This is a genomic window from Streptomyces africanus (assembly GCF_030816955.1).
In the GTDB taxonomy this organism is placed as follows: Bacteria; Actinomycetota; Actinomycetes; order Streptomycetales; family Streptomycetaceae; genus Streptomyces; species Streptomyces africanus.
This window is the reverse complement of the sequence record NZ_JAUSYP010000001.1, coordinates 1,773,904-1,796,557: the sequence shown is the minus strand read 5'-3', so window position 1 is coordinate 1,796,557 and position 22,654 is coordinate 1,773,904. Positions and strand designations below refer to the sequence as shown.

At 72.4% G+C, this 22,654-nt stretch carries 17 protein-coding genes; 14 read left to right on the top strand and 3 right to left on the bottom strand.

Going from position 1 to position 22,654, the window contains the following annotated elements; genetic code table 11:
- The first annotated feature begins 7 nt into the window (after positions 1 to 7).
- The 4 genes from QF034_RS08425 (at position 8) to QF034_RS08410 (ending at position 4,989) form a co-directional block, all read left to right on the top strand.
- Positions 8 to 823: a TlyA family RNA methyltransferase gene (locus tag QF034_RS08425; protein ID WP_307174330.1), complete on the top strand. Its 816-nt coding sequence runs from the start codon at positions 8 to 10 to the stop codon at positions 821 to 823.
- The gene (locus tag QF034_RS08420; RefSeq protein WP_086562948.1) at positions 820 to 1,725 is read left to right on the top strand and encodes an NAD kinase; all 906 of its coding nucleotides are present in this window, start codon (positions 820 to 822) and stop codon (positions 1,723 to 1,725) included. Before QF034_RS08425 ends, QF034_RS08420 begins: the two co-directional genes overlap by 4 nt.
- Positions 1,726 to 1,893: 168 nt before the next feature.
- Positions 1,894 to 3,612, top strand: a complete 1,719-nt coding sequence (gene recN / locus QF034_RS08415) for a DNA repair protein RecN (RefSeq protein WP_307179832.1) — start codon at positions 1,894 to 1,896, stop codon at positions 3,610 to 3,612.
- Between the two features lie 231 nt (positions 3,613 to 3,843).
- Complete coding sequence (locus tag QF034_RS08410) at positions 3,844 to 4,989, top strand: glycosyltransferase family 4 protein (RefSeq protein WP_307174329.1); 1,146 nt, start codon at positions 3,844 to 3,846, stop codon at positions 4,987 to 4,989.
- Positions 4,990 to 5,005: 16 nt separating this feature from the next.
- On the opposite strand, the gene QF034_RS08405 is transcribed toward QF034_RS08410, so the two are convergent.
- Positions 5,006 to 6,649, bottom strand: coding sequence for a PucR family transcriptional regulator (locus QF034_RS08405; RefSeq protein WP_307174328.1), 1,644 nt, complete (start codon positions 6,647 to 6,649; stop codon positions 5,006 to 5,008).
- Between the two features lie 92 nt (positions 6,650 to 6,741).
- On the opposite strand from QF034_RS08405, the gene QF034_RS08400 reads away from it, so the two are divergent.
- Entirely contained in the window at positions 6,742 to 7,698 is a 957-nt protein-coding gene (locus QF034_RS08400) for an LLM class F420-dependent oxidoreductase (protein WP_307174327.1), read from the top strand.
- Here the strand turns inward: QF034_RS08400 and QF034_RS08395 are convergent.
- Entirely contained in the window at positions 7,685 to 9,067 is a 1,383-nt protein-coding gene (locus tag QF034_RS08395) for an FAD-binding oxidoreductase (protein WP_307174326.1), read from the bottom strand. The two genes, QF034_RS08400 and QF034_RS08395, sit on opposite strands and share 14 nt — an antisense overlap.
- Before the next feature lie 69 nt (positions 9,068 to 9,136).
- A complete protein-coding gene (locus QF034_RS08390) occupies positions 9,137 to 10,939 on the bottom strand; it encodes a glycoside hydrolase family 15 protein (protein WP_020275048.1) in 1,803 nt (600 codons plus the stop codon).
- 519 nt (positions 10,940 to 11,458) lie between these two features.
- Here QF034_RS08390 and pyrG point away from each other — a divergent pair.
- The 9 genes from pyrG to QF034_RS08345 all read left to right on the top strand — a co-directional run bounded on the left by pyrG (position 11,459) and on the right by QF034_RS08345 (position 22,618).
- Complete coding sequence (gene pyrG / locus QF034_RS08385; RefSeq protein ID WP_086562941.1) at positions 11,459 to 13,117, top strand: CTP synthase; 1,659 nt, start codon at positions 11,459 to 11,461, stop codon at positions 13,115 to 13,117.
- A 96-nt stretch (positions 13,118 to 13,213) separates the two neighbouring features.
- Positions 13,214 to 13,840, top strand: a complete 627-nt coding sequence (locus tag QF034_RS08380) for an NUDIX domain-containing protein (protein ID WP_307174325.1) — start codon at positions 13,214 to 13,216, stop codon at positions 13,838 to 13,840.
- A 183-nt stretch (positions 13,841 to 14,023) separates the two neighbouring features.
- The gene (locus QF034_RS08375) at positions 14,024 to 16,108 is read left to right on the top strand and encodes a tetratricopeptide repeat protein (RefSeq protein ID WP_307174324.1); all 2,085 of its coding nucleotides are present in this window, start codon (positions 14,024 to 14,026) and stop codon (positions 16,106 to 16,108) included.
- Between the two features lie 136 nt (positions 16,109 to 16,244).
- A complete protein-coding gene (gene ald / locus QF034_RS08370) occupies positions 16,245 to 17,369 on the top strand; it encodes an alanine dehydrogenase (protein ID WP_307174323.1) in 1,125 nt (374 codons plus the stop codon).
- A 413-nt stretch (positions 17,370 to 17,782) separates the two neighbouring features.
- A complete protein-coding gene (locus QF034_RS08365; RefSeq protein WP_082319718.1) occupies positions 17,783 to 18,910 on the top strand; it encodes a ParA family protein in 1,128 nt (375 codons plus the stop codon).
- Positions 18,895 to 19,482 (top strand): hypothetical protein, encoded by a 588-nt coding sequence (locus tag QF034_RS08360; protein ID WP_307174322.1) that lies wholly within the window; start codon positions 18,895 to 18,897, stop codon positions 19,480 to 19,482. The genes QF034_RS08365 and QF034_RS08360 overlap by 16 nt, the downstream gene beginning before the upstream one ends.
- A 462-nt stretch (positions 19,483 to 19,944) precedes the next feature.
- Positions 19,945 to 20,871: a segregation and condensation protein A gene (locus QF034_RS08355; protein WP_370880936.1), complete on the top strand. Its 927-nt coding sequence runs from the start codon at positions 19,945 to 19,947 to the stop codon at positions 20,869 to 20,871.
- A complete protein-coding gene (gene scpB, locus QF034_RS08350) occupies positions 20,868 to 21,554 on the top strand; it encodes an SMC-Scp complex subunit ScpB (protein ID WP_307174321.1) in 687 nt (228 codons plus the stop codon). Before QF034_RS08355 ends, scpB begins: the two co-directional genes overlap by 4 nt.
- Positions 21,554 to 22,618 (top strand): pseudouridine synthase, encoded by a 1,065-nt coding sequence (locus tag QF034_RS08345; RefSeq protein WP_307174320.1) that lies wholly within the window; start codon positions 21,554 to 21,556, stop codon positions 22,616 to 22,618. Before scpB ends, QF034_RS08345 begins: the two co-directional genes overlap by 1 nt.
- Positions 22,619 to 22,654: the final 36 nt, after the last annotated feature.

Below are 22,654 nucleotides of genomic sequence, written 5' to 3'. Positions count from 1 at the left end.
ACCGAACGTGGCAGGAGTCGCACGCCGCCGTCTCGACGCGGAGCTGGTCCGCCGGAAGCTCGCGCGCTCGCGTGAGCATGCCGGCCAGCTGATCGCCGCCGGGCGGGTCTCCGTCGGCAAGACCGTCGCGACCAAACCCGCCACGCAGGTGGAGACCGCGGCCGCGATCGTCGTCGCGGCCGACGCGAACGATCCCGACTACGTGTCGCGCGGCGGCCACAAGCTCGCCGGCGCGCTGACGGCGTTCATGCCGCAGGGCCTGGTCGTCGAGGGGCGCAGGGCGCTCGACGCCGGCGCGTCCACCGGTGGTTTCACCGATGTCCTGCTGCGGGCGGGTGCCGCCCATGTCGTCGCCGTGGACGTCGGATACGGACAACTCGCCTGGTCTCTTCAGAACGATGAACGCGTCACCGTCAAGGACCGTACGAACGTTCGCGAATTGACACTTGAAGAGATCGATGGGGAGCCTGTGGATCTTGTCGTGGGGGATCTGTCCTTCATCCCGCTCGGGCTGGTCCTGCCCGCCCTGGTGCGGTGCGTGAAGCCGGACGCGGACCTGGTGATGATGGTCAAGCCGCAGTTCGAGGTGGGGAAGGAGCGGCTGGGCAGCGGGGGAGTCGTACGCAGCCCCCAGCTGCGGGCCGAAGCGGTGACGGGGGTGGCCGGTAAGGCCTGGGGGCTGGGGCTCGGGGTGAAGGGCGTGACGGCCAGTCCGCTGCCCGGGCCGTCGGGGAATGTCGAATACTTTCTGTGGCTGCGGGCCGGGGCACCGGAACTGGACCCGGCCGATGTCGACCGTGCAGTGGCGGAGGGGCCGCGTTGACCGAGAACCGAGCTCGTACTGTTTTCCTGCTCGCCCACACGGGGCGGCCCGCCGCCGTGCGCAGTGCCGAGCTCGTCGTGAAGGGGCTGCTGCGCTCCGGTCTGGGCGTGCGCGTCCTGGAGGCCGAGGCGTGCGACCTGCCGCTGCCGGACGAGGTGGAGCTGGTCAAGGAGGCCACTCCGCAGTGCCTCGACGGGTGTGAGCTGCTCATAGTGCTGGGCGGTGACGGCACGCTGCTGCGCGGTGCCGAGTTCGCGCGGGCGTCGGGCGTGCCGATGCTCGGCGTCAACCTCGGCCGGGTCGGCTTCCTCGCGGAGGCCGAGCGGGACGACCTCGACAAGGTCGTCGACCGGGTGGTGTCCAAGGCGTACGAGGTCGAGGAGCGGATGACCGTCGACGTCGTGGTGCACCGCAACGGGGACATCGTGCACACGGACTGGGCACTGAACGAGGCGGCCGTGCAGAAGGTGTCCGCCGAGCGGATGCTGGAGGTCGTCCTGGAGATCGACGGGCGGCCGGTGACCGGGTTCGGCTGTGACGGGATCGTGTGTGCGACGCCCACGGGGTCGACGGCGTACGCGTTCTCCGCGGGCGGGCCCGTGGTGTGGCCGGAGGTCGAGGCGTTGCTGATGGTGCCGATCTCGGCCCATGCCTTGTTCGCGAAGCCGTTGGTGACATCGCCGGATTCTGTGTTGGCTGTGGAGGTTCTGCCACACATTCCGCCGGGGGTTCTGTGGTGCGACGGGCGGCGGACCGTGGAGTTGCCGCCCGGTGCGAGGGTGGAGGTGCGGCGGGGGGCTGTGCCCGTGCGGCTGGCTCGGCTGCATCATGCGTCGTTCACGGATCGGCTGGTGGCCAAGTTCGCGCTGCCTGTTTCCGGGTGGCGGGGGGCTCCTCACTAGCCGTTCGTGGGGGGTGGTTCCGTTTCGTCGGCGGGTGCGGGTCAGCTGTGCCTGGTCGCGCAGTTCCCCGCGCCCCTGGAGGTCGGTATCCACCCGCGTGGGTGACAGAGACGGGCCAGTCGCAATTGGTTGCCCGGACCTCGTAAGGTCGTGTCCGTGTTGGAGGAGATGCGGATACGGTCGCTCGGTGTGATCGACGACGCCGTTGTCGAGCTGTCGCCCGGGTTCACCGCGGTCACCGGTGAGACGGGTGCGGGCAAGACCATGGTGGTCACCAGCCTCGGGCTGCTGCTGGGCGGGCGCGCGGACCCGGCGCTCGTGCGGATCGGGGCCGGGAAGGCCGTCGTGGAGGGGCGGATCACCGTCCCGGACGACGCCACGGCCGCCGTACGCGCCGAGGAGGCCGGGGCCGAGCTCGACGACGGGGCGTTGCTGATCAGCCGTACCGTTTCCGCCGAGGGGCGCTCGCGGGCGCACCTGGGCGGGCGCAGCGTGCCCGTGGGGGTGCTCGCCGAGCTCGCCGACGAGCTGGTGGCCGTGCACGGGCAGACCGACCAGCAGGGGCTGCTCAAGCTGTCCCGGCAGCGGCAGGCGCTCGACCGGTACGCCGGGGACGCGGTCGCGGTGCCGCTGGCCAAGTACGGCGAGGCGTACAAGCGGCTGCGGGCCGTCTCCGCCGAGCTCGACGAGATCACCACGCGCGCGCGTGAACGGGCCCAGGAGGCCGACATGCTGCGCTACGGGCTCGACGAGATCGCCGTCGTCGAGCCCCGGGCCGGCGAGGACGTGGAGCTGGCCGAGGAGGCCGAGCGGCTCGGGCACGCCGAGGCGCTGGCGTCCGCCGCCGCGGTCGCGCACGCCGCGCTCGCGGGCAATCCGGAGGACCCGGAGGGCGTCGACGCCGGGACGCTCGTCGCGGGCGCGCAGCGGGCCCTGGACGCCGTACGGTCGCACGACCCGGCGCTGGCCGCGCTCGCCGACCGTATCGGGGAGATCGGGATCCTGCTGCGCGACGCGGCCGGGGACCTCGCCGGGTACGCCGACGATCTGGACGCCGATCCGCTGCGGCTGGCGGCCGTCGAGGAGCGGCGCGCCGCGCTCACCGGGCTGACCCGGAAGTACGGCGAGGACATCGCCGCCGTGCTGGCCTGGGCCGAGCGGAGTGCCGCCCGGCTGACCGAACTCGACGGCGACGACGAGCGGATCGGGGAACTGACCGCCGAGCGGGACGCGCTGCGGGCCGAACTGGGCGGGCTGGCACAGGCGTTGACGGACGCGCGGACGGAGGCCGCCGAGCGGTTCGCTGCCGCCGTGACCGCCGAGCTGGCCTCGCTGGCCATGCCGCACGCGCGGGTGTCCTTCGACATCCGGCAGACCGAGGATCCGGAGGGCGTCGAGGTCGGCGGCCGTCCGGTCGCGTACGGGCCCGCGGGTGCCGACGAGGTGGAGCTGCTGCTGGCCCCGCACCCGGGCGCGCCGGCGCGGCCGATCGCCAAGGGGGCGTCCGGCGGCGAGCTGTCTCGCGTGATGCTGGCCGTGGAGGTCGTGTTCGCGGGGACGGATCCCGTGCCGACGTATCTCTTCGACGAGGTCGACGCCGGTGTCGGTGGCAAGGCGGCGGTCGAGATCGGCCGGCGGCTCGCGCGGCTGGCGAAGAGCGCGCAGGTCGTGGTCGTGACCCATCTCCCGCAGGTCGCCGCCTTCGCCGACCGGCAGTTGCTGGTCGAGAAGACGAACGACGGCTCGGTCACCCGTTCCGGTGTGAAGGTGCTGGAAGGCGAGGAGCGGGTCCGGGAGCTGTCCCGGATGCTCGCCGGCCAGGAGGACTCGGAGACGGCCCGGGCGCACGCGGAAGAGCTGCTGGCGACGGCTCGGGCGGATCTGTAGTGGAGGAGCGTTTCTGTAGCGGAGGAGCGGTCGCGTAGTTGACGGGAGGTGCGCCGATCTTCACTCGTGTGGGTGACCCGGCCCGGCGCGTCTCCCCGATGCCGCGCCCCGCTGTCGCGCCGCCGGGCTTCGGGGCGTTCCCGGAACCCGCATATGGCCTGGCATCCTTGGCGGAGTACGCGTGGGAATCCTGCGCGGTGATCGCCCGACCCGAACCAGGAGCCCGGCCACGTGACCCCCGTGAGCAGCCACTCACCGCATGGCCAGCCGCCGTTGCGCACCGTGCAGGTGCTGGGCGGAGGCAATGCGGCCAGCAGTGCGCATGTGCGCTCCCTGACTGCGGGGCTCGTCGCGCGGGGCGTGAAAGTCACGGTGTGCGCCCCTTATGAGGCGGATCGCGCCTATGACTTCAGCGGTGTCGGGGCCGACCACGTGCATGTGCCGCGCAGCAGTGACCCGGTGTCGGTCGCGGCCCTGCGGGCGGCCTGTGCCGACGCCGATCTGGTGCACGCGCACGGGCTGCACGCCTCGTTCCGCACCGTGCTCGCCCTCAGTGGGAGGCGCGTGCGCACTCCGCTCGTCGTGACGTGGCACGACCGGGCGCATGGCGACGGGGCCCGCGCCCATCTGCTGCGGGTGCTGGAGCGGCGGGTCGTGAAGGCGGCCACCGTGGTGCTGGGGACGACCTCGGCCCTCGTGGACCGGGCACGGCGGACCGGCGCGCGGGACGCGCGGCTCGCGGCCGTCGCGCTGCCCGGCCCGCGCAGGCCCGTGGAGCCCGACGATCCCGACCGGCTGCGGCCCAAGGTGCGTGCCGAACTCGGCGCCATCGGACGGCCGTTGCTGATCGCCGTCGGCTCCCTGGAGCGGCACCGCGGGTACGACGTGCTGCTGGACGCCGCGCGCGCCTGGCGCCGGCTCGATCCCGTGCCCCTGGTCGTGATCGCGGGCGAGGGGCCGCTGCGCGGCGAACTCCAGGAGCGGATCGAGGGCGAGGGCCTGCCCGTCCGGCTCATCGGGCGGCGCGACGACATCACCGACCTGCTCGCCGCCGCCGACCTCGCCCTGCTGCCGAGCCGGTGGGAGGAGGCGCGCTCCGTCCTCGCCCAGGAGGCCCTCCACGCGCGTGTGCCGCTCGTCGCGACCGATGGCGGCGGCATCCCGGAACTTGTCGGCGACGCGGCCGAACTCGTCCCGCGCGGCGACGCGGGGGCGCTCGCCGACACCGTCGTACGCCTGCTCGGCGACCCCGAGCGCCGGGAGCTGCTCAAGGCCAAGGGCCTGCGGCAGGCGGCGACCTGGCCGACCGAGGACGAGACGGTCGCCCAAGTGCTCAGCGTCTACGACGAGTTGACCCAGCCCCGACCCCTCGCATAGACACCCCGGACACGCCCTAGGGAACGTGCCTGCGGGCCCGGAGCGCCAGGCTCAGGGCCAGGACCGTCTGCGGGTCGTCGAGGTCCGAGCCCAGCAACTCCCCGATGCGCGCCAGGCGGTTGTACAGGGTCTGCCGGTTGAGGTGGAGCTCCCGGGCCGTCTCCGCCTTGCGTCCCGCGTGGGCGAGGTAGGTCGACAGGGTGGGCAGCAGCGGCGGCCGGGAGCGCCGGTCGTGCTCCAGGAGCGGACCGAGGGCCCGGTCGACGAAGGCGGCCAGGTCCGGATGGTCGCGCAGCCGCCACAGCAGCAGGTCGATGTCCAGGCGCCGGGCGTCGTACCAGGGCCGGTCCGGCAGGCCCTGGGCCGCCGTGGCCGTCTCGGCCGCGTGCCGCAGGCCCGATGCCGCAGCCGTCCAGCCGCCCGCCACCCCCACGACCACCACCGGCGGCGGACCGCCCGGCCGCAGCATCCCGGCCCGGCCCACCCCGGCCCGCAGCGCCGCCGCGACCCGGTCCGCCACCGTCGCCCGCTCCGGCTCCGAGCGCAGCCCCAGCAGCACCAGTACCCGGCCCTCCACCGGCCGTACCCCGAGCAGCACCGGCACGCCCACCGAGGCCAGTTCCTCGGAGACCACCCGGGCCAGCACGGCCCAGCCTCCCCCCGGGGACAGGGTGTCCCCGAGCCGCATGACGACCGGCAGCAGCGGGCCGTCGCCCGGCCGGAAGCCCAGCACGCGCGCCTGCGCCGGGGCGTTTTGCGCCGTGACCCGGCCCTCGGCGAGGTCCGTGAGGAAGTCGCCGCGCCCGCGCGCCGCCAGCTCCTCTTCCTGCCGTGCCTGCATCAGCACCACGGCCAGGATGCCCGCGGCCCGCTCCGCCGCCATCCGGTGCACCGGCTCCAGGGACGCCCGCACGGGCAGCAGCACGAGCCGCGCGCGGACGCCCCCGCTGCCGGGCCCGCCGCCCGGCACGTCCACCAGGACCGAGCCCGTAAGCGGCGGCTCGTCCTTGTGCTGGCCGCGCAGCCCCTCCCACACCTGGAGCGGGTCCGCGCCCTCGGGACCGGCCCCTGCGGCGTACAGCAACTGCCCGTCCGCCGTCTCCAGGAAGACGGGGTTGCCGCCGAAGTCGGCCAGGATGCCGAGGACTTGAGGTACCCCGCCGCCGCCCAGCAGGGCCTCGGTACACCGCCGGTGCACCTCCTCGGCCCGCTGGAGCAGCGCGTAGTGGCCGTTGACGATCTCGGTGTGGATCTCCTCCGTGACCGTGACGAACGGCACCTCGCGGTGCAGCTGGACGAGCGGCAGCCCGGCCGAGCGGGCCGTGTCGACGAGGGCGGCGGGCAGCCGTGTGAAGCGCGGGCCGAGCTCCACGACCAGGGCGGCGATGCCGCGCTCGGCCAGTGTCCGTACGAACGCCCGCTGTTCGGCCGGGCGGGTGCCGAGGCCGTAGCCCGTGGTCAGCAGCAGCTCGCCGCCCTTGAGCAGCGAGGCGATGTGCGGCACCTCACCGGCGTGCACCCAGCGCACGGTCCGCCCCAGCCGGTCGGCGCCCGCCAGCACCTCGGGCAGCCCGCTGCGCAGCCCCGGCAGCTCCAGTGCCCGCTGCACGGTGATCCCGGCGCCCTGGGTGCCGTAGCCGCTGTCCGTCGCGCTGTCCATGAGCCGGACGCTACCCGCGCGGGTGCCTCCCGGACATCTCATGGACGACGGAGCCGGGATTGCGCCGGAGACGACCGGGTACGGGCGCGGTCATGGACATCAGCGTGGTCGCCGTGGGGCGGGAGGACGACAGTCCGGTCGAGGAGCCGTTGCGGGTGGCGGTGCTCGCCGACCGGCTCGGGTACCGGGAGGTGTGGGCGGGCGAGGGACCGACGTGGGACTCGTTCGTCCTGGCGACGGCGATCGGTGCGGCCACCGGGCAGGCCGCGCTGACGGCCGGGCCCGTGCCGGTCTCGGTGCGCGACCCGCTCACCATCGTCCGGGGCGCCGCGTCCACCGCGGCCGTCACCGGCCGGCCCGTCGGCGTGGCCCTGGGCACGTCCAGCAAGCGGGTCGTCGAGGGCGTGCACGGCCGGCCGCGGACCCGGCCCGCCGCCGCGCTCGCGGAGTCGGCGGCGGCCGTGCGCGCGCTGATGGACAGCCGGCCGGGCGAGCCGATCGTGCCCGGCAGCGGCTTCCCGCGCAGGCTTCCGCCGCCCGGAGGCATGCTCACCGTCGCGGCGTTCGGCGAACGCGCGGTCGCCGCGGCCGTCGGGCACGCCGACCGGATGCTGCTCGACCTCGTCTCCCCCGAGCAGGTCCGCATGCTGCGGGCCCGGATGCTCGCCGCCGCCGAGCGGGCCGGGCGTACGCCGCCCCGGCTGGCCGCCTGGCTGCCCGCCGCCGTGGACCCGCAGCCGGAGACGCTCACGCAGGTCCTGCGCAGTGTCGTCGGCTATCTCGCCGTGCCGGGCTACAGCGACATGTTCGTCGAGGCGGGGTTCGCCGAGGTCGTGGAACTGGCCGCCAAGGGAGCCGACCCGGACACCCTGCTGCGGGCCCTGCCGCCCCGGGCAGCGGACACCGTCGCCCTCGTCGGCGACGCCGGCACCGTCCGCGCCCGCATCGACGCCTACGCCGAGGCCGGCCTCGACGAGATCGCCCTCGTCCCCGCCACGGCGGGCGACCCGGCGGGGGAGCGGACGCTCACGGCCCTCAGGCCGGCGTGATGTTGTGGTTGAAGCGGAACACGTTGTCCGGGTCGTAACGCCGCTTCAGCTCCGCCAGCCGCCGGGTGTTCTCGGCGCCCAGTCCCGCGACCACCCGGTCGGTGCCCTCGTCGCCGATGAAGTTCAGGTAGACGGCGCCGGTGCTCCACGGCCGCACGTCGGCGCGCACGTCCCGCACCCACCGCACGCACCGCTCGTCGTCCGCCGGGTCCTCCCACATGCCGTAGGGGTGCACCGCCCAGGGAGCGTCCCGGTAGGGCACCGGGTACTCATGCGGGCCGGCGGCGATGGCGCCCCCCTGCGGGAGCAGCACGTACTGGGTCCCGGTGGGCACGGGCAGGGCCTCGGCGCTCGCGCAGTAGACGTCCACGAAGTCGTCGGGCGCACCCGTCAGGTACTCGGCCGACCAGTAGTGCCGCATGCCGGGCGGGTCGTCGATCATGCACTGGACGTCGGCGTACGGCATCGCACCGACGATTTCGGTCTCGTGCGGCAGCGCCAGCAGGGGCTGGGCGACCTTGCGCAGGTCGTCCTCGCCGCCGGCGTAGGTCAGCAGCATGGCGCACACGAGCGTGCCCACGAGGTGCCCGGGGACGAACTCCGCCGGCGGGCCGGTGAAGTAGAGGACGCCGCCGCCCGCCTCGTCGGGCGCGTGCGCGATCACCTCGCGGAAGGTGCGCACCACGTCCGGGCCGTGTTCCGGCAGGAACAGCGCCAGCGCGATGGAGAACTCGGGCAGTTCGTGCAGCCGCAGCGTCATCGCCGTGGCGACGCCGAAGTTCCCGCCGCCGCCGTGCAGCGCCCAGAACAGGTCCGGGTTCTCGTCGGCGCTCGCGTGGACCCGGGCGCCGTCGGCGGTGACGAGTTCGACGCCGAGCAGGTTGTCGACGGCGAGCCCGCACCAGCGGTCGAGCCAGCCGGTGCCCCCGCCCAGCACGAAACCGCCGACACCCGTGGTGGAGGCACGGCCGCCGGTCGTCGCCAGTCCGTACGGCTCGGTGGCCCGGTCCAGGTGGCTCATCGTGGCCCCGCCGGCGACCCGGACCGCCTGCGCCGCCGGATCCACGGTCACCTCGTGCATCCGGCGCAGATCGACCACCACGCCGCCCTCGGCCACGGCCATGCCCGCCACGCTGTGGCCGCCGCCCCGGACCGCGACCGGCAGATCCAGCTCCCTGGCGAACCGCACGGCCCGTACGACGTCGTCCTCGTCGGCGCACTGCGCGAGCACGGCGGGCCGTCGGTCGATCATGGCGTTGAAGACGGCCCGGGCCTCGTCGTAGCCCGGGTCCTCCGGGGCGAACACGTCGCCGGTGAGATCCTCGCGCAGCGCGGTGAGGGCCGCGCCCGCCTTCGAGAGGGAAGCCATGGCCGCCCCCTTCCGAAAAGGGGCAATCGTCCGCTTCCAGCCTAGGCGGGGCCTGCCGTTCGGGCCTGTTCAGCCCCCGTACGCCCCCGAAGCCGTCAGACGCAGTGCCGTGTCGATCAGCGGCACGTGGCTGAACGCCTGCGGGAAGTTGCCCACCTGGCGCTGGAGGTGCGGGTCCCACTCCTCCGCCAGCAGGCCGAGGTCGTTGCGCAGGGACAGCAGCTTCTCGAACAGCTTGCGGGCCTCGTCCACGCGGCCGATCATCGCCAGGTCGTCGGCCATCCAGAACGAGCAGGCGAGGAACGCGCCCTCGTCGCCCGGCAGGCCGTCGACGCCCTCGTTGTCGCCCTGCGTCGGGTAGCGCAGGATGAAGCCGTCCGGCGTGGACAGCTCTCGCTGGATCGCCTCGATGGTGCCGATGACGCGCTTGTCGTCCGGCGGCAGGAAGCCCATCTGCGGGATCAGCAGCAGCGACGCGTCCAGCTCCTTCGAGCCGTACGACTGCGTGAAGGTGTTGCGTTCCTTGTCGTAGCCCTTCTCGCACACGTCCCGGTGGATGTCGTCGCGCAGTTCCTTCCACCGCTCCAGCGGGCCGTCCGCGTCGCCGGACTCGATCAGCTTGATCGTGCGGTCGACGGCGACCCAGGCCATCACCTTGGAGTGCACGAAGTGGCGGCGCGGGCCGCGCACCTCCCAGATGCCCTCGTCCGGCTCCTGCCAGTGGTCCTCCAGGTAGCGGATCAGCTTCAGCTGGAGGAGCGAGGCGTAGTCGTTGCGCGCGAGGCCCGTCATGTGGGCCAGGTGCAGGGCCTCGGTGACCTCGCCGTAGACGTCCAGCTGGAGCTGGTGCGCGGCGCCGTTGCCGACCCGGACCGGGGTGGAGTTCTCGAAGCCCGGCAGCCAGTCCAGCTCCGCCTCGCCGAGCTCGCGCTCACCGGCGATGCCGTACATGATCTGCAGGTTCTCCGGGTCGCCGGCCACGGCCCGCAGCAGCCACTCGCGCCAGGCGCGGGCCTCCTCGCGGTAGCCGGTGCGCAGCAGCGAGGACAGTGTGATCGCCGCGTCGCGCAGCCACGTGTAGCGGTAGTCCCAGTTGCGGACACCCCCGATGTCCTCCGGCAGGGAGGTGGTCGGCGCGGCGACGATGCCGCCGGTCGGGGCGTACGTCAGGGCCTTCAGCGTGATCAGCGAGCGGACCACTGCCTCGCGATAGGGGCCGTGGTACGTACAGTGATCGACCCACTCGCGCCAGAAGTCCTCCGTCGCCTCCAGCGACTGCTCCGGCTCGGGCAGCGGCGGCGGCTCCTTGTGCGAGGGCTGCCAGGAGATCGTGAACGCGATCCGGTCACCCGGAGCGACCGTGAAATCCGCGTACGTCGTCAGGGACTTGCCGTACGTCTCCGCGGATGTGTCGAACCACACGGAGTCGGGACCCGCCACGGCCACCGTGCGCCCGTCGTGCTTGTGCACCCACGGCACCACCCGCCCGTAGGAGAACCGCATCCGCAGCGCCGAGCGCATCGGCACGCGGCCCGAGACGCCCTCCACGATCCGGATCAGCTGCGGGGCGCCGTCACGAGGCGGCATGAAATCGGTCACCCGGACCGTGCCCCGCTGGGTGTCCCACTCGGACTCCAGGATCAGCGAGTCACCGCGGTAGCTGCGCCGGGCCGCGGTGGGCGGCTGCTGGTCGGAGGCGTACGCCGGGCCGAGCCGCCAGAAGCCGTGCTCCTCGTTGCCCAGCAGGCCGGCGAAGATGGCGTGCGAGTCGAAGCGGGGCAGGCACAGCCAGTCCACTGTGCCGTCCCGGCAGACCAGGGCAGCGGTCTGCATGTCTCCGATGAGTGCGTAATCTTCGATGCGCCCGGCCACGTGCAACTCCAGTCGAACGGCCACGTCACCCCGCAAGGGGGCTGTCGCTAGTGCGGTCAAGGGGGATTTTCAGCAAGTCTTGCAATGCATCGTTGAGCGACGAAGCAAAACAGGTCGCTCTGCCGTGATGCAAAGCGCCAATTGTTGCTCAACGAACTGACGAGCTCACGTTGTTCCGGTACTTACGGGCGGGGGGTGGTGCCGTTGGGCCGGCGGGCTCGGCAGCGAGTGTCCGAGCAGGATACGACGCACGCCGATGTTCCGGGTGCCCCTCCAGGCAAGGTGAGTACGCCGAACGAGTGAGCAAGGGGTGAGAGACCGGTGACGGTGACCGTCTCCGTGTCGGCCTGTGCGCGGAGCGTGGCCGGAAGCCATCGCGCCGCGGCGCTGATACGCTGGTAGCCCGTGGACCGGTGGGCAGCAAACCCCCGAACCGCAGCGACGGCAACCCCCCGGAAACCTCCGGCAGGCAGCCGCACCGCACCCCCAGACCGCGACCACGGGAGCCCCGTCTTGGCCATGCCGCCCGCCGCTTTTCGTAATTCGACGACCAAGCACATCTTCGTCACCGGGGGTGTCGCCTCCTCGCTCGGCAAGGGCCTGACGGCCTCCAGCCTCGGCATGCTGCTCAAGGCCCGGGGCCTGCGCGTCGTGATGCAGAAGCTCGACCCGTACCTCAACGTCGACCCCGGCACGATGAACCCCTTCCAGCACGGTGAGGTGTTCGTCACCAACGACGGCGCCGAGACCGACCTGGACATCGGCCACTACGAGCGTTTCCTCGACCGCGACCTCGACGGTTCCGCGAACGTCACCACCGGCCAGGTGTACAACACCGTGATCGCCAAGGAGCGGCGCGGCGAGTACCTGGGCGACACCGTGCAGGTCATCCCGCACATCACCAACGAGATCAAGCACCGCATCCGCCGCATGGCGACGGACGAGGTCGACGTCGTGATCACCGAGGTCGGCGGCACGGTCGGCGACATCGAGTCGCTGCCGTTCCTGGAGACCGTCCGCCAGGTCCGGCACGAGGTCGGCCGGGACAACGTCTTCGTGGTGCATATCTCGCTCCTGCCGTACATCGGCCCCTCGGGTGAGCTGAAGACGAAGCCCACCCAGCACTCGGTTGCGGCCCTGCGCAACATCGGTATCCAGCCGGACGCGATCGTGCTGCGCTGCGACCGCGAGGTGCCGACCGCGATCAAGCGGAAGATCTCGCTGATGTGCGACGTCGACGAGGCCGCCGTCGTCGCCTGCCCCGACGCCCGCTCGATCTACGACATCCCGAAGACCGTGCACGGCGAGGGCCTCGACGCCTACGTGGTCCGCAAGCTGGACCTGCCCTTCCGCGACGTCGACTGGACGACCTGGGACGACCTGCTCGACCGCGTCCACAACCCCGACCACGAGATCACCCTCGCGCTGGTCGGCAAGTACATCGACCTGCCCGACGCCTACCTGTCGGTCACCGAGGCGCTGCGCGCCGGCGGCTTCGCCAACCGGGCCCGCGTGAAGATCAAGTGGGTCACCTCGGACGACTGCAAGACCCCGGCGGGCGCCGCCGCACAGCTCGGCGACGTCGACGCCATCTGCATCCCCGGCGGCTTCGGCGACCGCGGGGTGCTCGGCAAGGTCGGCGCGATCAAGTACGCCCGCGAGAACAAGATCCCGCTGCTCGGCCTCTGTCTCGGCCTGCAGTGCATCGTGATCGAGGCCGCGCGCAACCTGGCCGAGATCTCGGACGCGAACTCCACCGAGTTCGACCCGGCCACCGCCCACCCGGTCATCTCCACGATGGCCGAGCAGCTCGACATCGTCGCCGGTGAGGGCGACATGGGCGGCACCATGCGGCTCGGCATGTACCCGGCGAAGCTGGCCGAGGGCTCGATCGTGCGTGAGGTGTACGACGGCAAGGAGTACGTCGAGGAGCGGCACCGGCACCGCTACGAGGTGAACAACGCCTACCGCGCCGAGCTGGAGAAGAGGGCGGGCATCCTGTTCTCCGGCACGTCCCCGGACGGCAAGCTCGTCGAGTACGTCGAGTACCCGCGCGACGTCCACCCGTACCTGGTCGCCACCCAGGCGCACCCGGAGCTGCGCTCGCGGCCGACCCGCCCGCACCCGCTGTTCGCCGGGCTCGTCAAGGCCGCGGTCGAGCGGAAGACTTCCAAGTAACACACCAGTTGTACGGTGGCCGGGGTGCATTCCTTCAAAGGGTGTGCACCCCGGTTTCTTTTCGGCAGGTCGTGCGGGGCACGTGGAAGGACAGGCATGACGATCAAGGACACCCCGGAGGAGTGGGAGATCCGGGCGACGGCCACTCCCTTCGTGGGCAACAAGACCTCCGTCCGCACCGATGACGTGGTCATGCCCGACGGCACCGTGGTCGGCCGTGACTACCAGGTCCACCCCGGCTCCGTGGCCGTCCTCGCCCTCGACGAGGCCGACCGCGTCCTGGTCCTGCGGCAGTACCGTCACCCCGTGCGTCACAAGCTGTGGGAGATCCCGGCCGGTCTGCTCGATGTCCCCGGCGAGAACCCGCTGCACGCCGCGCAGCGCGAGCTGTACGAGGAGGCGCACGTCAAGGCCGAGGACTGGCGGGTGCTGACCGACGTCTACACCACCCCCGGCGGCTGCGACGAGGCCGTCCGGATCTTCCTCGCCCGTGGTCTGTCCGAGGCCGAGGGCGAGCGTTTCGCGGTCGAGGAGGAAGAGGCCGACATGGAGCTCGACCGGGTGCCGGTCGAGGAGCTCGTCCGGGGCGTGCTGGCCGGGGAGCTGCACAACAACTGCCTCGTCGTGGGCGTCCTCTCCCTGGTGGCCGCGCGCGCCGGCGAGGGTCTGGACGCGCTGCGCCCGGCCCAGGCACCGTGGCCGGCGCGTCCCTTCGAGGCGTGAAGGGGACCTGAATCCCGCCCTGGATCCTTGCCGGTGTGAAGATCGGTTGATCCGATCGGGGGATGTGCCCGCCGTGCCCGTCGTGCTCCGGCCGGGGCGTTGCAGAGCGTGAACTAGGCTCTGTTCACGCCCGGACCGGAGTCCCGGCGGGCTTGTGTGTGTGGTGGGACGGGAGTGTGGCCCGTGACGGATCAGGTCGTGGAGACAGGCGACGTGCGGCTGACCGGACACGCTTGCCGGGAGAGCCGATTCCTGGGCCGCACACGGGAGTTGAAGGAACTGCGTGCCGACATCGAGCGCGCCGGCCTCGACACCCTCGCCGGCCGTAAGCCCCCACGCGCGCGCGTGCTGCTCATCGCCGGCCGGCCCGGCTCGGGGCGCACCGCACTCGCCGAGGAGCTGGTCCGGCAGATCGCGGACCGCTACCCGGACGGGGTCCTGCGCGCCCGTCTGAGCGAGTCCGACGGCACCCCCGTGCCGGTCGGGCGCACCGCCCGGGACCTACTCCGCGCCCTGGACCAGGAGGCCCCGGCAGGCGCCTGCGAAGACGACCTCACCGACGCCCTGTGCACCGCCCTGGCCGACCGCCGGGTGCTGCTCCTGCTGGACGACGCGGCCGACGCCGAGCAGGTCGACGCCCTGCTGCCCGACACTCCGGAGTGCCTGGTCGTCGCGGTCTCCGAGGGCCCGCTGACCGGCATCTCGGACGTCCGCCCGTGCACCCTGGGCGGCCTGGACGCCAAGTCCGGGGTGGAGCTGCTGTCCCGGCACACCGGCTCGGTCCGCATCACCGTCGACCCCCGGGCCGCCGAGGGCCTCGCCGAGGAGTGCCAGGGGCAGCCGGCCGCGCTGATGCTGGCGGGCGGCTGGCTCGCCGCCCGCCCCAAGGCGGCCGTCTCCGACCTCGCCAAGCAACTGCGCGCCGAAGACGGCGAGGGCACCGCGCTGAGCCGGGTCTTCCGTCTCGCCTACGCCGCCCTGCCCGCCACCCCCGCCCGGATGCTGCGCCTGCTCGCCCTCGCCCCGGCCGGACTCGTCGACCCGCAGACCGCCTCCGCGCTCGTCGGCTGCTCGGTCGACAGCGCCCGCAGCACCCTCGACGACTTCGTCGCCCTCGGCTTCCTGCACGCGGTGGACTCGCCGCTGCCGCAGTACGAGGTGCCGGGCTGTCTGCACGACCGGCTCCGGGTCCTCGCCGAGCGCCACGAGCGCCCGGCCGAGCTCCAGCTGGCCCGCGCCCGCATGCTGGAGCGGACGGTACGGCTGCTCCAGGCCTGCAGGGCGATCACCGAGACCGACAGCCCCCAGGCCCGCCAGAAGCTCCTCGACCTGCCGCGCGCCCTGCGCTTTGCCACGCCGCGGGCGGCCGCCGACTGGCTGCGCGTGACCCGGCCGGCGCTACTGGCCTCGGCCCGGCTCGCGGTCGCCGACGGGCAGCTGGACACCCTGGCGCGGCGGCTGATGTCCCAGCTGGTACGGGCCATGGTGGCGCATGTCGGCACGCGGGCGGCGGCGCCCGACCTGTACGACATCCACAGCCTGGTCCTCGACGTGGCCGAGCGCCGGAACCTGCCCCGCGAGCGGGCCGCCGCCCTGCTCAACCTCGGCGACCTGGACGCCCGGACCGGCCGCACGGCCGACGCGCTGGCCCGCTACCGGGCCGCGCTGGACGCCGGACGCGAGGTGAACGATCCGTACGCGACCGGGCGCGCGATGGAATCCGTAGGGGGTGCGCACCTGGAGCTCGGTGACTTCGACCGGGCCGCCGACTGGTTCGGCCGGGCCCTGGTCGAGCGGCTCGCCCGGGACGAGCGCGCCGAGGCCGCCCGGCTGTACGGGCGGATCGCCGCCGCGCACACCTACGCCGGCCGCTACGGCGAGGCCCTGCGGAACTGGCGCGCGGCGATCGCCGGGCACCGCAAGAACGGTGACCTGGCCGCCCAGGCGCGGGCGCTGAGCGAGTTGGCGCGGGTCCAGGAGTACGCGGGCCGGCCCGAGGAGTCGCTGCGCACCTGCCGGGAGGCCGTGGAATGGGCGCGGCGGGCCGGGGACACGCGGTTGCAGGCGGCGCTGCATCTGCGGGTCGCCGACACCCTCGAGCACCTCGGCGACCCCGCGTCGGCCCGGCTGCACCGGGGGGCCGCCGAGCGGATTCTCGGGGAGTACGAGGAGGACGACGAGGAGCCCGTGACGGCCTCCGACGCCGACTCACATCGGAAACCGGAGCCTCACGCCTGCGAAATCCGTGGCACATCCGCTGAAGATTGATGTAATGAAAGGCTAGACAGCGGGAACACCTTCATTAGACTGGCTCTGCCGCACGTTCTCCTGCGGTCTCTCCCGGTGTGCCCGTGTGCGCCCGGGTATGTCTAGTAATGCGCCCATACCCTCTGAGTCAAGGACCGTGATCGACGTGAAGGTCGGCATCCCCCGCGAGGTCAAGAACAACGAGTTCCGGGTGGCCATCACCCCCGCCGGCGTGCACGAGCTGGTGCGTCATGGCCACCAGGTCGTCATCGAGCGCGGCGCCGGCGTCGGCTCCTCGATCACGGACGAGGAGTACGTCGCCGCCGGCGCGCGGATCCTGGACACCGCCGACGAGGTCTGGGCCGCCGCCGACCTGCTGCTGAAGGTCAAGGAGCCCATCGCCGAGGAGTACCACCGCCTCCGCAAGGACCAGACGCTCTTCACCTACCTGCACCTGGCCGCCTCCAAGGAGTGCACGGACGCCCTGCTGGAGTCCGGCACCACGGCGATCGCCTACGAGACGGTCGAGCTGCCCGGCCGCGCGCTGCCGCTGCTCGCCCCGATGTCCGAGGTCGCGGGCCGGCTGGCCCCGCAGGTCGGCGCCTACCACCTGATGCGGGCCAACGGCGGCCGCGGCGTGCTGCCCGGCGGCGTCCCCGGCGTCCTGGCCGGCCGGGCCGTCGTCATCGGCGGCGGCGTCTCCGGCTGGCAGGCGGCGCAGATCGCCATCGGCCTGGGTTTCCACGTGACCCTGCTCGACAAGGACGTCAACAAGCTCCGCGAGGCCGACAAGATCTTCGGCACGAAGATCCAGACCGTCGTCTCCAACGCCCTGGAGCTGGAGAAGGCCTGCCTGGAGGCCGACCTCGTCATCGGCGCGGTGCTGGTCCCCGGCGCGAAGGCCCCGAAGCTGGTCACCAACGAGCTCGTCTCGCGGATGAAGCCCGGAAGTGTCCTTGTCGACATCGCGATCGACCAGGGCGGCTGCTTCGAGGACTCCCGTCCGACCACCCACGCCGAGCCGACCTTCCGGGTCCACAACTCGGTCTTCTACTGCGTCGCCAACATGCCCGGCGCGGTGCCGAACACCTCCACCTACGCGCTGACCAACGCCACGCTGCCCTACATCGTGGAACTCGCCGACCACGGCTGGGCGGACGCGCTGCGCCGTGACCCGGCGCTGGCCAAGGGTCTCAACACCCACGACGGCAAGGTCGTTTACAAGGAGGTCGCCGAGGCGCACGACGTGGAGCACGTCGAGCTGTCCTCGCTGCTCGGCTGAGCCCCGCGGGCCGCAGAGTCGACCAAGTGACCAACACGTAAAGGCGATACGTCAACACAGGTCGTCAACGCCGCGCACCAGGCCGGACCTTGCCCGACAAGGTCCGGCCGGATGTGTGTATGGTCACTTCGCGATTCTCGGGCAACTCGCCTCGAACGTAACCCTTCAACCGATTCGCACACCGGTGAAACCTGCCGTGCGACGGCCGTACGCCCTTGACAGAGGGATGTTTCATTGCCGACACATCGGGCCGGGTCCGGCGGATTGTGTTGCTGCGGACGCCCGACACGCCATAGAGTCGCCAACCGTCGGCATGGTGCCACGCTGACCTGTCTAGAAGTTTCCTGGTCACCAAGGAGGTAAGACGACTTGTGAATGAGTCGACATTTACTCCCGGGGGTGGTCAACCAGGAATGCCTGCACGGGGCCAGGGTCCCGCGGGGTTCGCTGCTGTCGGCTCCGTCGCTGTGCGCACCTTCGCAGCCCACCAGAGTCAGCAGGCGACTCACACTGCACACCAGAAGATGGATGGCCATCACGTGAACGCCATGGCCGGCGACGGAAGTGGCGCGCCCCACAACCACTTCGCCGACTACGACGAACTGCCCGAGGGGCACTTCTACGACCCCGACGCGGAGTACGAGCCCGACCCCGAGTACGCGGCCACTCTCGCGCCCGACGCGGCCAGACAGCGCAGGGAGCGCATCGGCCCGACCGGGCGCCCGCTGCCGTACTTCCCGATCCCGGGTCCGCTGACCGACCACGGACCCGCGAAGATCATCGCGATGTGCAACCAGAAGGGCGGCGTCGGCAAGACCACGTCGACCATCAACCTGGGTGCCGCGCTCGCGGAGTACGGACGCCGGGTCCTGCTCGTGGACTTCGACCCGCAGGGCGCGCTGTCGGTCGGACTCGGCGTCAACCCGATGGAACTCGACCTCACCGTCTACAACCTGCTCATGGAGCGGGGGATGGCGGCCGACGAGGTGCTGCTGAAGACGGCGGTCCCCAACATGGACCTGCTGCCCAGCAACATCGACCTGTCGGCGGCCGAGGTCCAGCTGGTCTCCGAGGTCGCCCGCGAGTCGACCCTGCAGCGCGCGCTGAAGCCGCTGCTGGACGACTACGACTTCATCGTCATCGACTGCCAGCCCTCGCTCGGCCTGCTCACGGTCAACGCCCTGACGGCCGCGCACAAGGTGATCGTGCCGCTGGAGTGCGAGTTCTTCGCCCTCCGTGGTGTGGCCCTGCTGACGGAGACCATCGAGAAGGTCCAGGAGCGGCTCAACCCCGACCTGGAGCTCGACGGGATCCTCGCCACGATGTACGACTCGCGCACGGTGCACAGCCGTGAGGTGCTCGCGCGTGTCGTCGAGGCGTTCGACGATCACGTCTACCACACGGTCATCGGGCGCACGGTCCGCTTCCCGGAGACCACGGTCGCCGGTGAGCCGATCACCACGTACGCCTCCAACTCCGTCGGTGCCGCCGCCTACCGCCAGCTCGCCAGGGAGGTGCTCGCCCGGTGTCACGCCGAGTGAGTCTGCCGGGGGCCGACGAACTCTTCCGTACGACAGGGGGGATGGGGCTTCAGTCGTCCCAGCCCAGGCGTCAGGCCAACGGCGACGCCCGGGTGCCCGCTCCGGCGGGGGAGGGCGACGCGGTGGCGGCAGCGGCCACGGCCGCGGAGGACGCGCCGCAGTCGGTGCCCGCGCAGGGCGGTGACGGCGAGGGCGCGGAGCATGTCGCGGCGGACGCGGAGTCGGCCGAGGCCGGGGAGTCCCGCAGCCGCTCCGGCTCCGCCCGTCGGCAGGCGGCGCAGGAAGGTTCTGCCGCGGGTGCGGCCGGTGCCGCCGCGGCGGCACCCCGCAAGCGCGGGCGGGCCGCCGCACGCCGTCCCAGCGGCCGTGAGCGGCACGACGAGAAGATCACGGTCTACGTGTCGGCCGAGGAGCTCATGGACCTGGAGCACGCCCGTCTCGTGCTCCGCGGCGAGCACGGCCTGGCCGTCGACCGAGGCCGTATCGTCCGCGAGGCGGTCGCCGTGGTCCTCGCCGACCTGGAGACCCGCGGGGACGCCAGCATCCTCGTACGACGGCTGCGCGGGCGGTAGCGGTAGCCTGCGGGGGCCATGACCTCGAACGCCTCCCCACCACCGCCCAGCGGCCCGTCCGGGCGTCGGCGTGCGCTGGGTCGGGGGCCGGGGGCTTCGCCGGTCGAGCCGGTGGACGCGGTCGAGCCCGGTGAGTCGCTTGCGGGTACGGCCGAGTCGGGCGTGACCTCCGAGGACGCCGGGGCGCAGGGGTTGGTCGCCGAGGAGTCGCCCGCGGTTGTGGAGCGGCAGGTCCCTGCCGAGCCGGGGACGGCGGCCGGAACGACTCGACCGGAGCGTGCGGCCGGGCCCGCCCCGGCGGACCCCGCGGCTGCCGCCGCCACCGGGGCGGGCCGTGGCGGCGTTTCCCCGGAGGGGGACGACGCGTCCGGGCCCGAGGCCGGTCATCCGGCGGCGGAGCGTGCGCATCCCGCCCCCGGGCCGGTGGCTGCGACCGAGGCCGCGGCCCTGGCCGCCGAGTCCGTGGAGACCGGGTCCCGGCGCCAGGCGCTCGCTTCCGCCCCTGCGGCCGGTACCGACGCCGAGGTCGCCGTTCCGGCGCCGGGAGCCGAGGGCGTCCCGGGCGTTCCCGGCGGCGACGACGGGGTCTTCAAGGTCCGGCTCGCCAACTTCGAGGGGCCCTTCGATCTGCTGCTCCAGCTGATCTCCCGGCACAAGCTGGACGTCACCGAGGTCGCGCTGTCGAAGGTGACCGATGAGTTCATGGCGTACATCCGGGCGATGGGGCCGGACTGGGATCTGGACGAGACGACCGAGTTCCTCGTCGTCGCGGCCACGCTGCTCGATCTGAAGGCGGCACGGCTGCTGCCCGCCGCCGAGGTGGAGGACGAGGCCGACCTCGCGCTGCTCGAGGCCCGGGACCTGCTCTTCGCCCGGCTGCTCCAGTACCGCGCGTACAAGCAGATCGCAGACATCTTCAGCGGGCGGCTCGACGACGAGGCCCGGCGCTGTCCGCGTACCGTCGGCCTCGAACCCCACCATGCCGAGCTGCTGCCCGAGGTGGTCATCAGCATCGGCGCGGAGGGGTTCGCCAGGCTCGCCGTGAAGGCGATGCAGCCCAAGCCCAAGCCGCAGGTGTACGTCGACCACATCCACGCCCCGCTGGTCAGCGTGCAGGAGCAGGCCGCGATCGTCGTCGCCCGGCTCCGGGAGCTCGGGGAGGCCGGCTTCCGGGAGCTCGTGGCGGACACCGACGACACACTGACCGTCGTGGCCCGGTTCCTGGCGCTGCTGGAGCTGTATCGCGAGAAGGCCGTCGCGCTGGAGCAGGAGACCGCGCTCGGCGAGCTGCTCGTGCGGTGGACCGGTGGGGACGGGGACGAGACACCGACCGTCACCGACGAGTTCGACCGGCCGCCCGAGCCGCCGAAGGAGGAGAAGAAGGCATGAGCCAGGAAGCCACCGACGTCCCGGCCGGGCTGCGTGCCGTCGCCGGCCTCGATCTCAAGCCCGCGCTGGAGGCCGTCCTGATGGTCGTGGACGAGCCGGCGACCGAGGAGCACCTCGCGAAGATACTGGAGCGGCCCAGGCGCCAGATCGCGGACGCCCTGCGCGAGCTGGCCGACGAGTACACCGTCCAGGGCCGCGGCTTCGAACTGCGGTTCGTGGCGGGCGGCTGGCGGTTCTACACCCGCGCCGAGTACGCCCCGGCCGTCGAGCGGTTCGTGCTGGACGGCCAGCAGGCCCGCCTCACCCAGGCCGCCCTGGAGACCCTGGCCGTCGTCGCGTACCGGCAGCCGGTCAGCCGCAGCCGGGTCTCCGCCGTACGCGGAGTCAACTGCGACGGCGTCATGCGCACCCTCCTCCAGCGGGGTCTGATCGAGGAGGCGGGCACGGAACCCGAAACAGGTGCGATCCTGTACACGACGACGAACTACTTTCTGGAGCGGATGGGCCTGCGCGGTCTGGACGAGCTCCCGGAACTCGCGCCCTTCCTCCCGGAGGCGGAGGCGATCGAGGCCGAGACCCAGGAAGGCGTACCGTCGTTCGACCCGGACGCGCCTGATGGCGACGTGCCGGGCCGCCCGGTCACCCCGGGTACCGACGACGAAGACGACCAGACGGAACTTTGATGCGAAGCAGCGGCAGCGGCAAGAGCGGCGGACGCGGTAACCACCGCGGCGCCGGTAACGACAGGGACCAGAAGCAGCAGGGGCAGGGCCGCCCCCGCAAGCCCCGCCCCGAGGAGCGCCGCTACGACGTGGGCCCCGGAGCGACGAAGGAGGGACCCAAGTCCGGGCGCGGCGGTGCGGCGCGCGGCGGCGCCAAGGGCGGGCCCAAGCAGCCCCAGCAGCGCGGGCGTACGGCCCCGGCACGCCCCCGCGAGTACGAGGCGCAGATCGAGGAGCGCAACCGCGACCGGTACGCCGGGAAGAAGGACGTCAAGCTGCCCAAGACCTTCCCGGGCGCCGAGCAGGAGGGCGAGCGGATCCAGAAGGTCCTCGCCCGCGCGGGCTTCGGCTCCCGGCGCGCCTGCGAGGAGCTGATCGAACAGGCCCGGGTCGAGGTCAACGGCGAGATCGTGCTGGAGCAGGGGCGGCGGGTCGACCCGGAGAAGGACGAGATCAAGGTCGACGGGCTGACCGTCGCCACGCAGGCCTACCAGTTCTTCGCGCTGAACAAGCCCGCCGGGGTCGTCTCCACCATGGAGGACCCGGAGGGCCGGCAGTGCCTCGGTGACTACGTCACCAACCGCGAGACCAGGCTCTTCCACGTCGGCCGGCTCGACACCGAGACCGAGGGTGTCATCCTGCTCACCAACCACGGCGAGCTGGCCCACCGGCTGACCCACCCCAAGTACGGCGTGAAGAAGACCTACCTCGCGCACATCGTGGGCCCGATCCCGCGTGACCTGGGCAAGCAGCTCAAGGACGGCATCCAGCTGGAGGACGGCTACGCGCGCGCGGACCACTTCCGGGTCGTCCAGCAGACCGGCAAGAACTACCTCGTCGAGGTCACGCTCCACGAGGGCCGCAAGCACATCGTGCGCCGGATGCTCGCGGAGGCCGGCTTCCCGGTCGACAAGCTGGTGCGCACCGCCTTCGGCCCGATCACCCTCGGCGACCAGAAGTCCGGCTGGCTGCGGCGGCTGTCCAACACGGAGGTCGGCATGCTGATGCAGGAAGTCGATCTCTAGGCTTACGGGACACCCCGAGCGCCGTGAGTTCCCCGT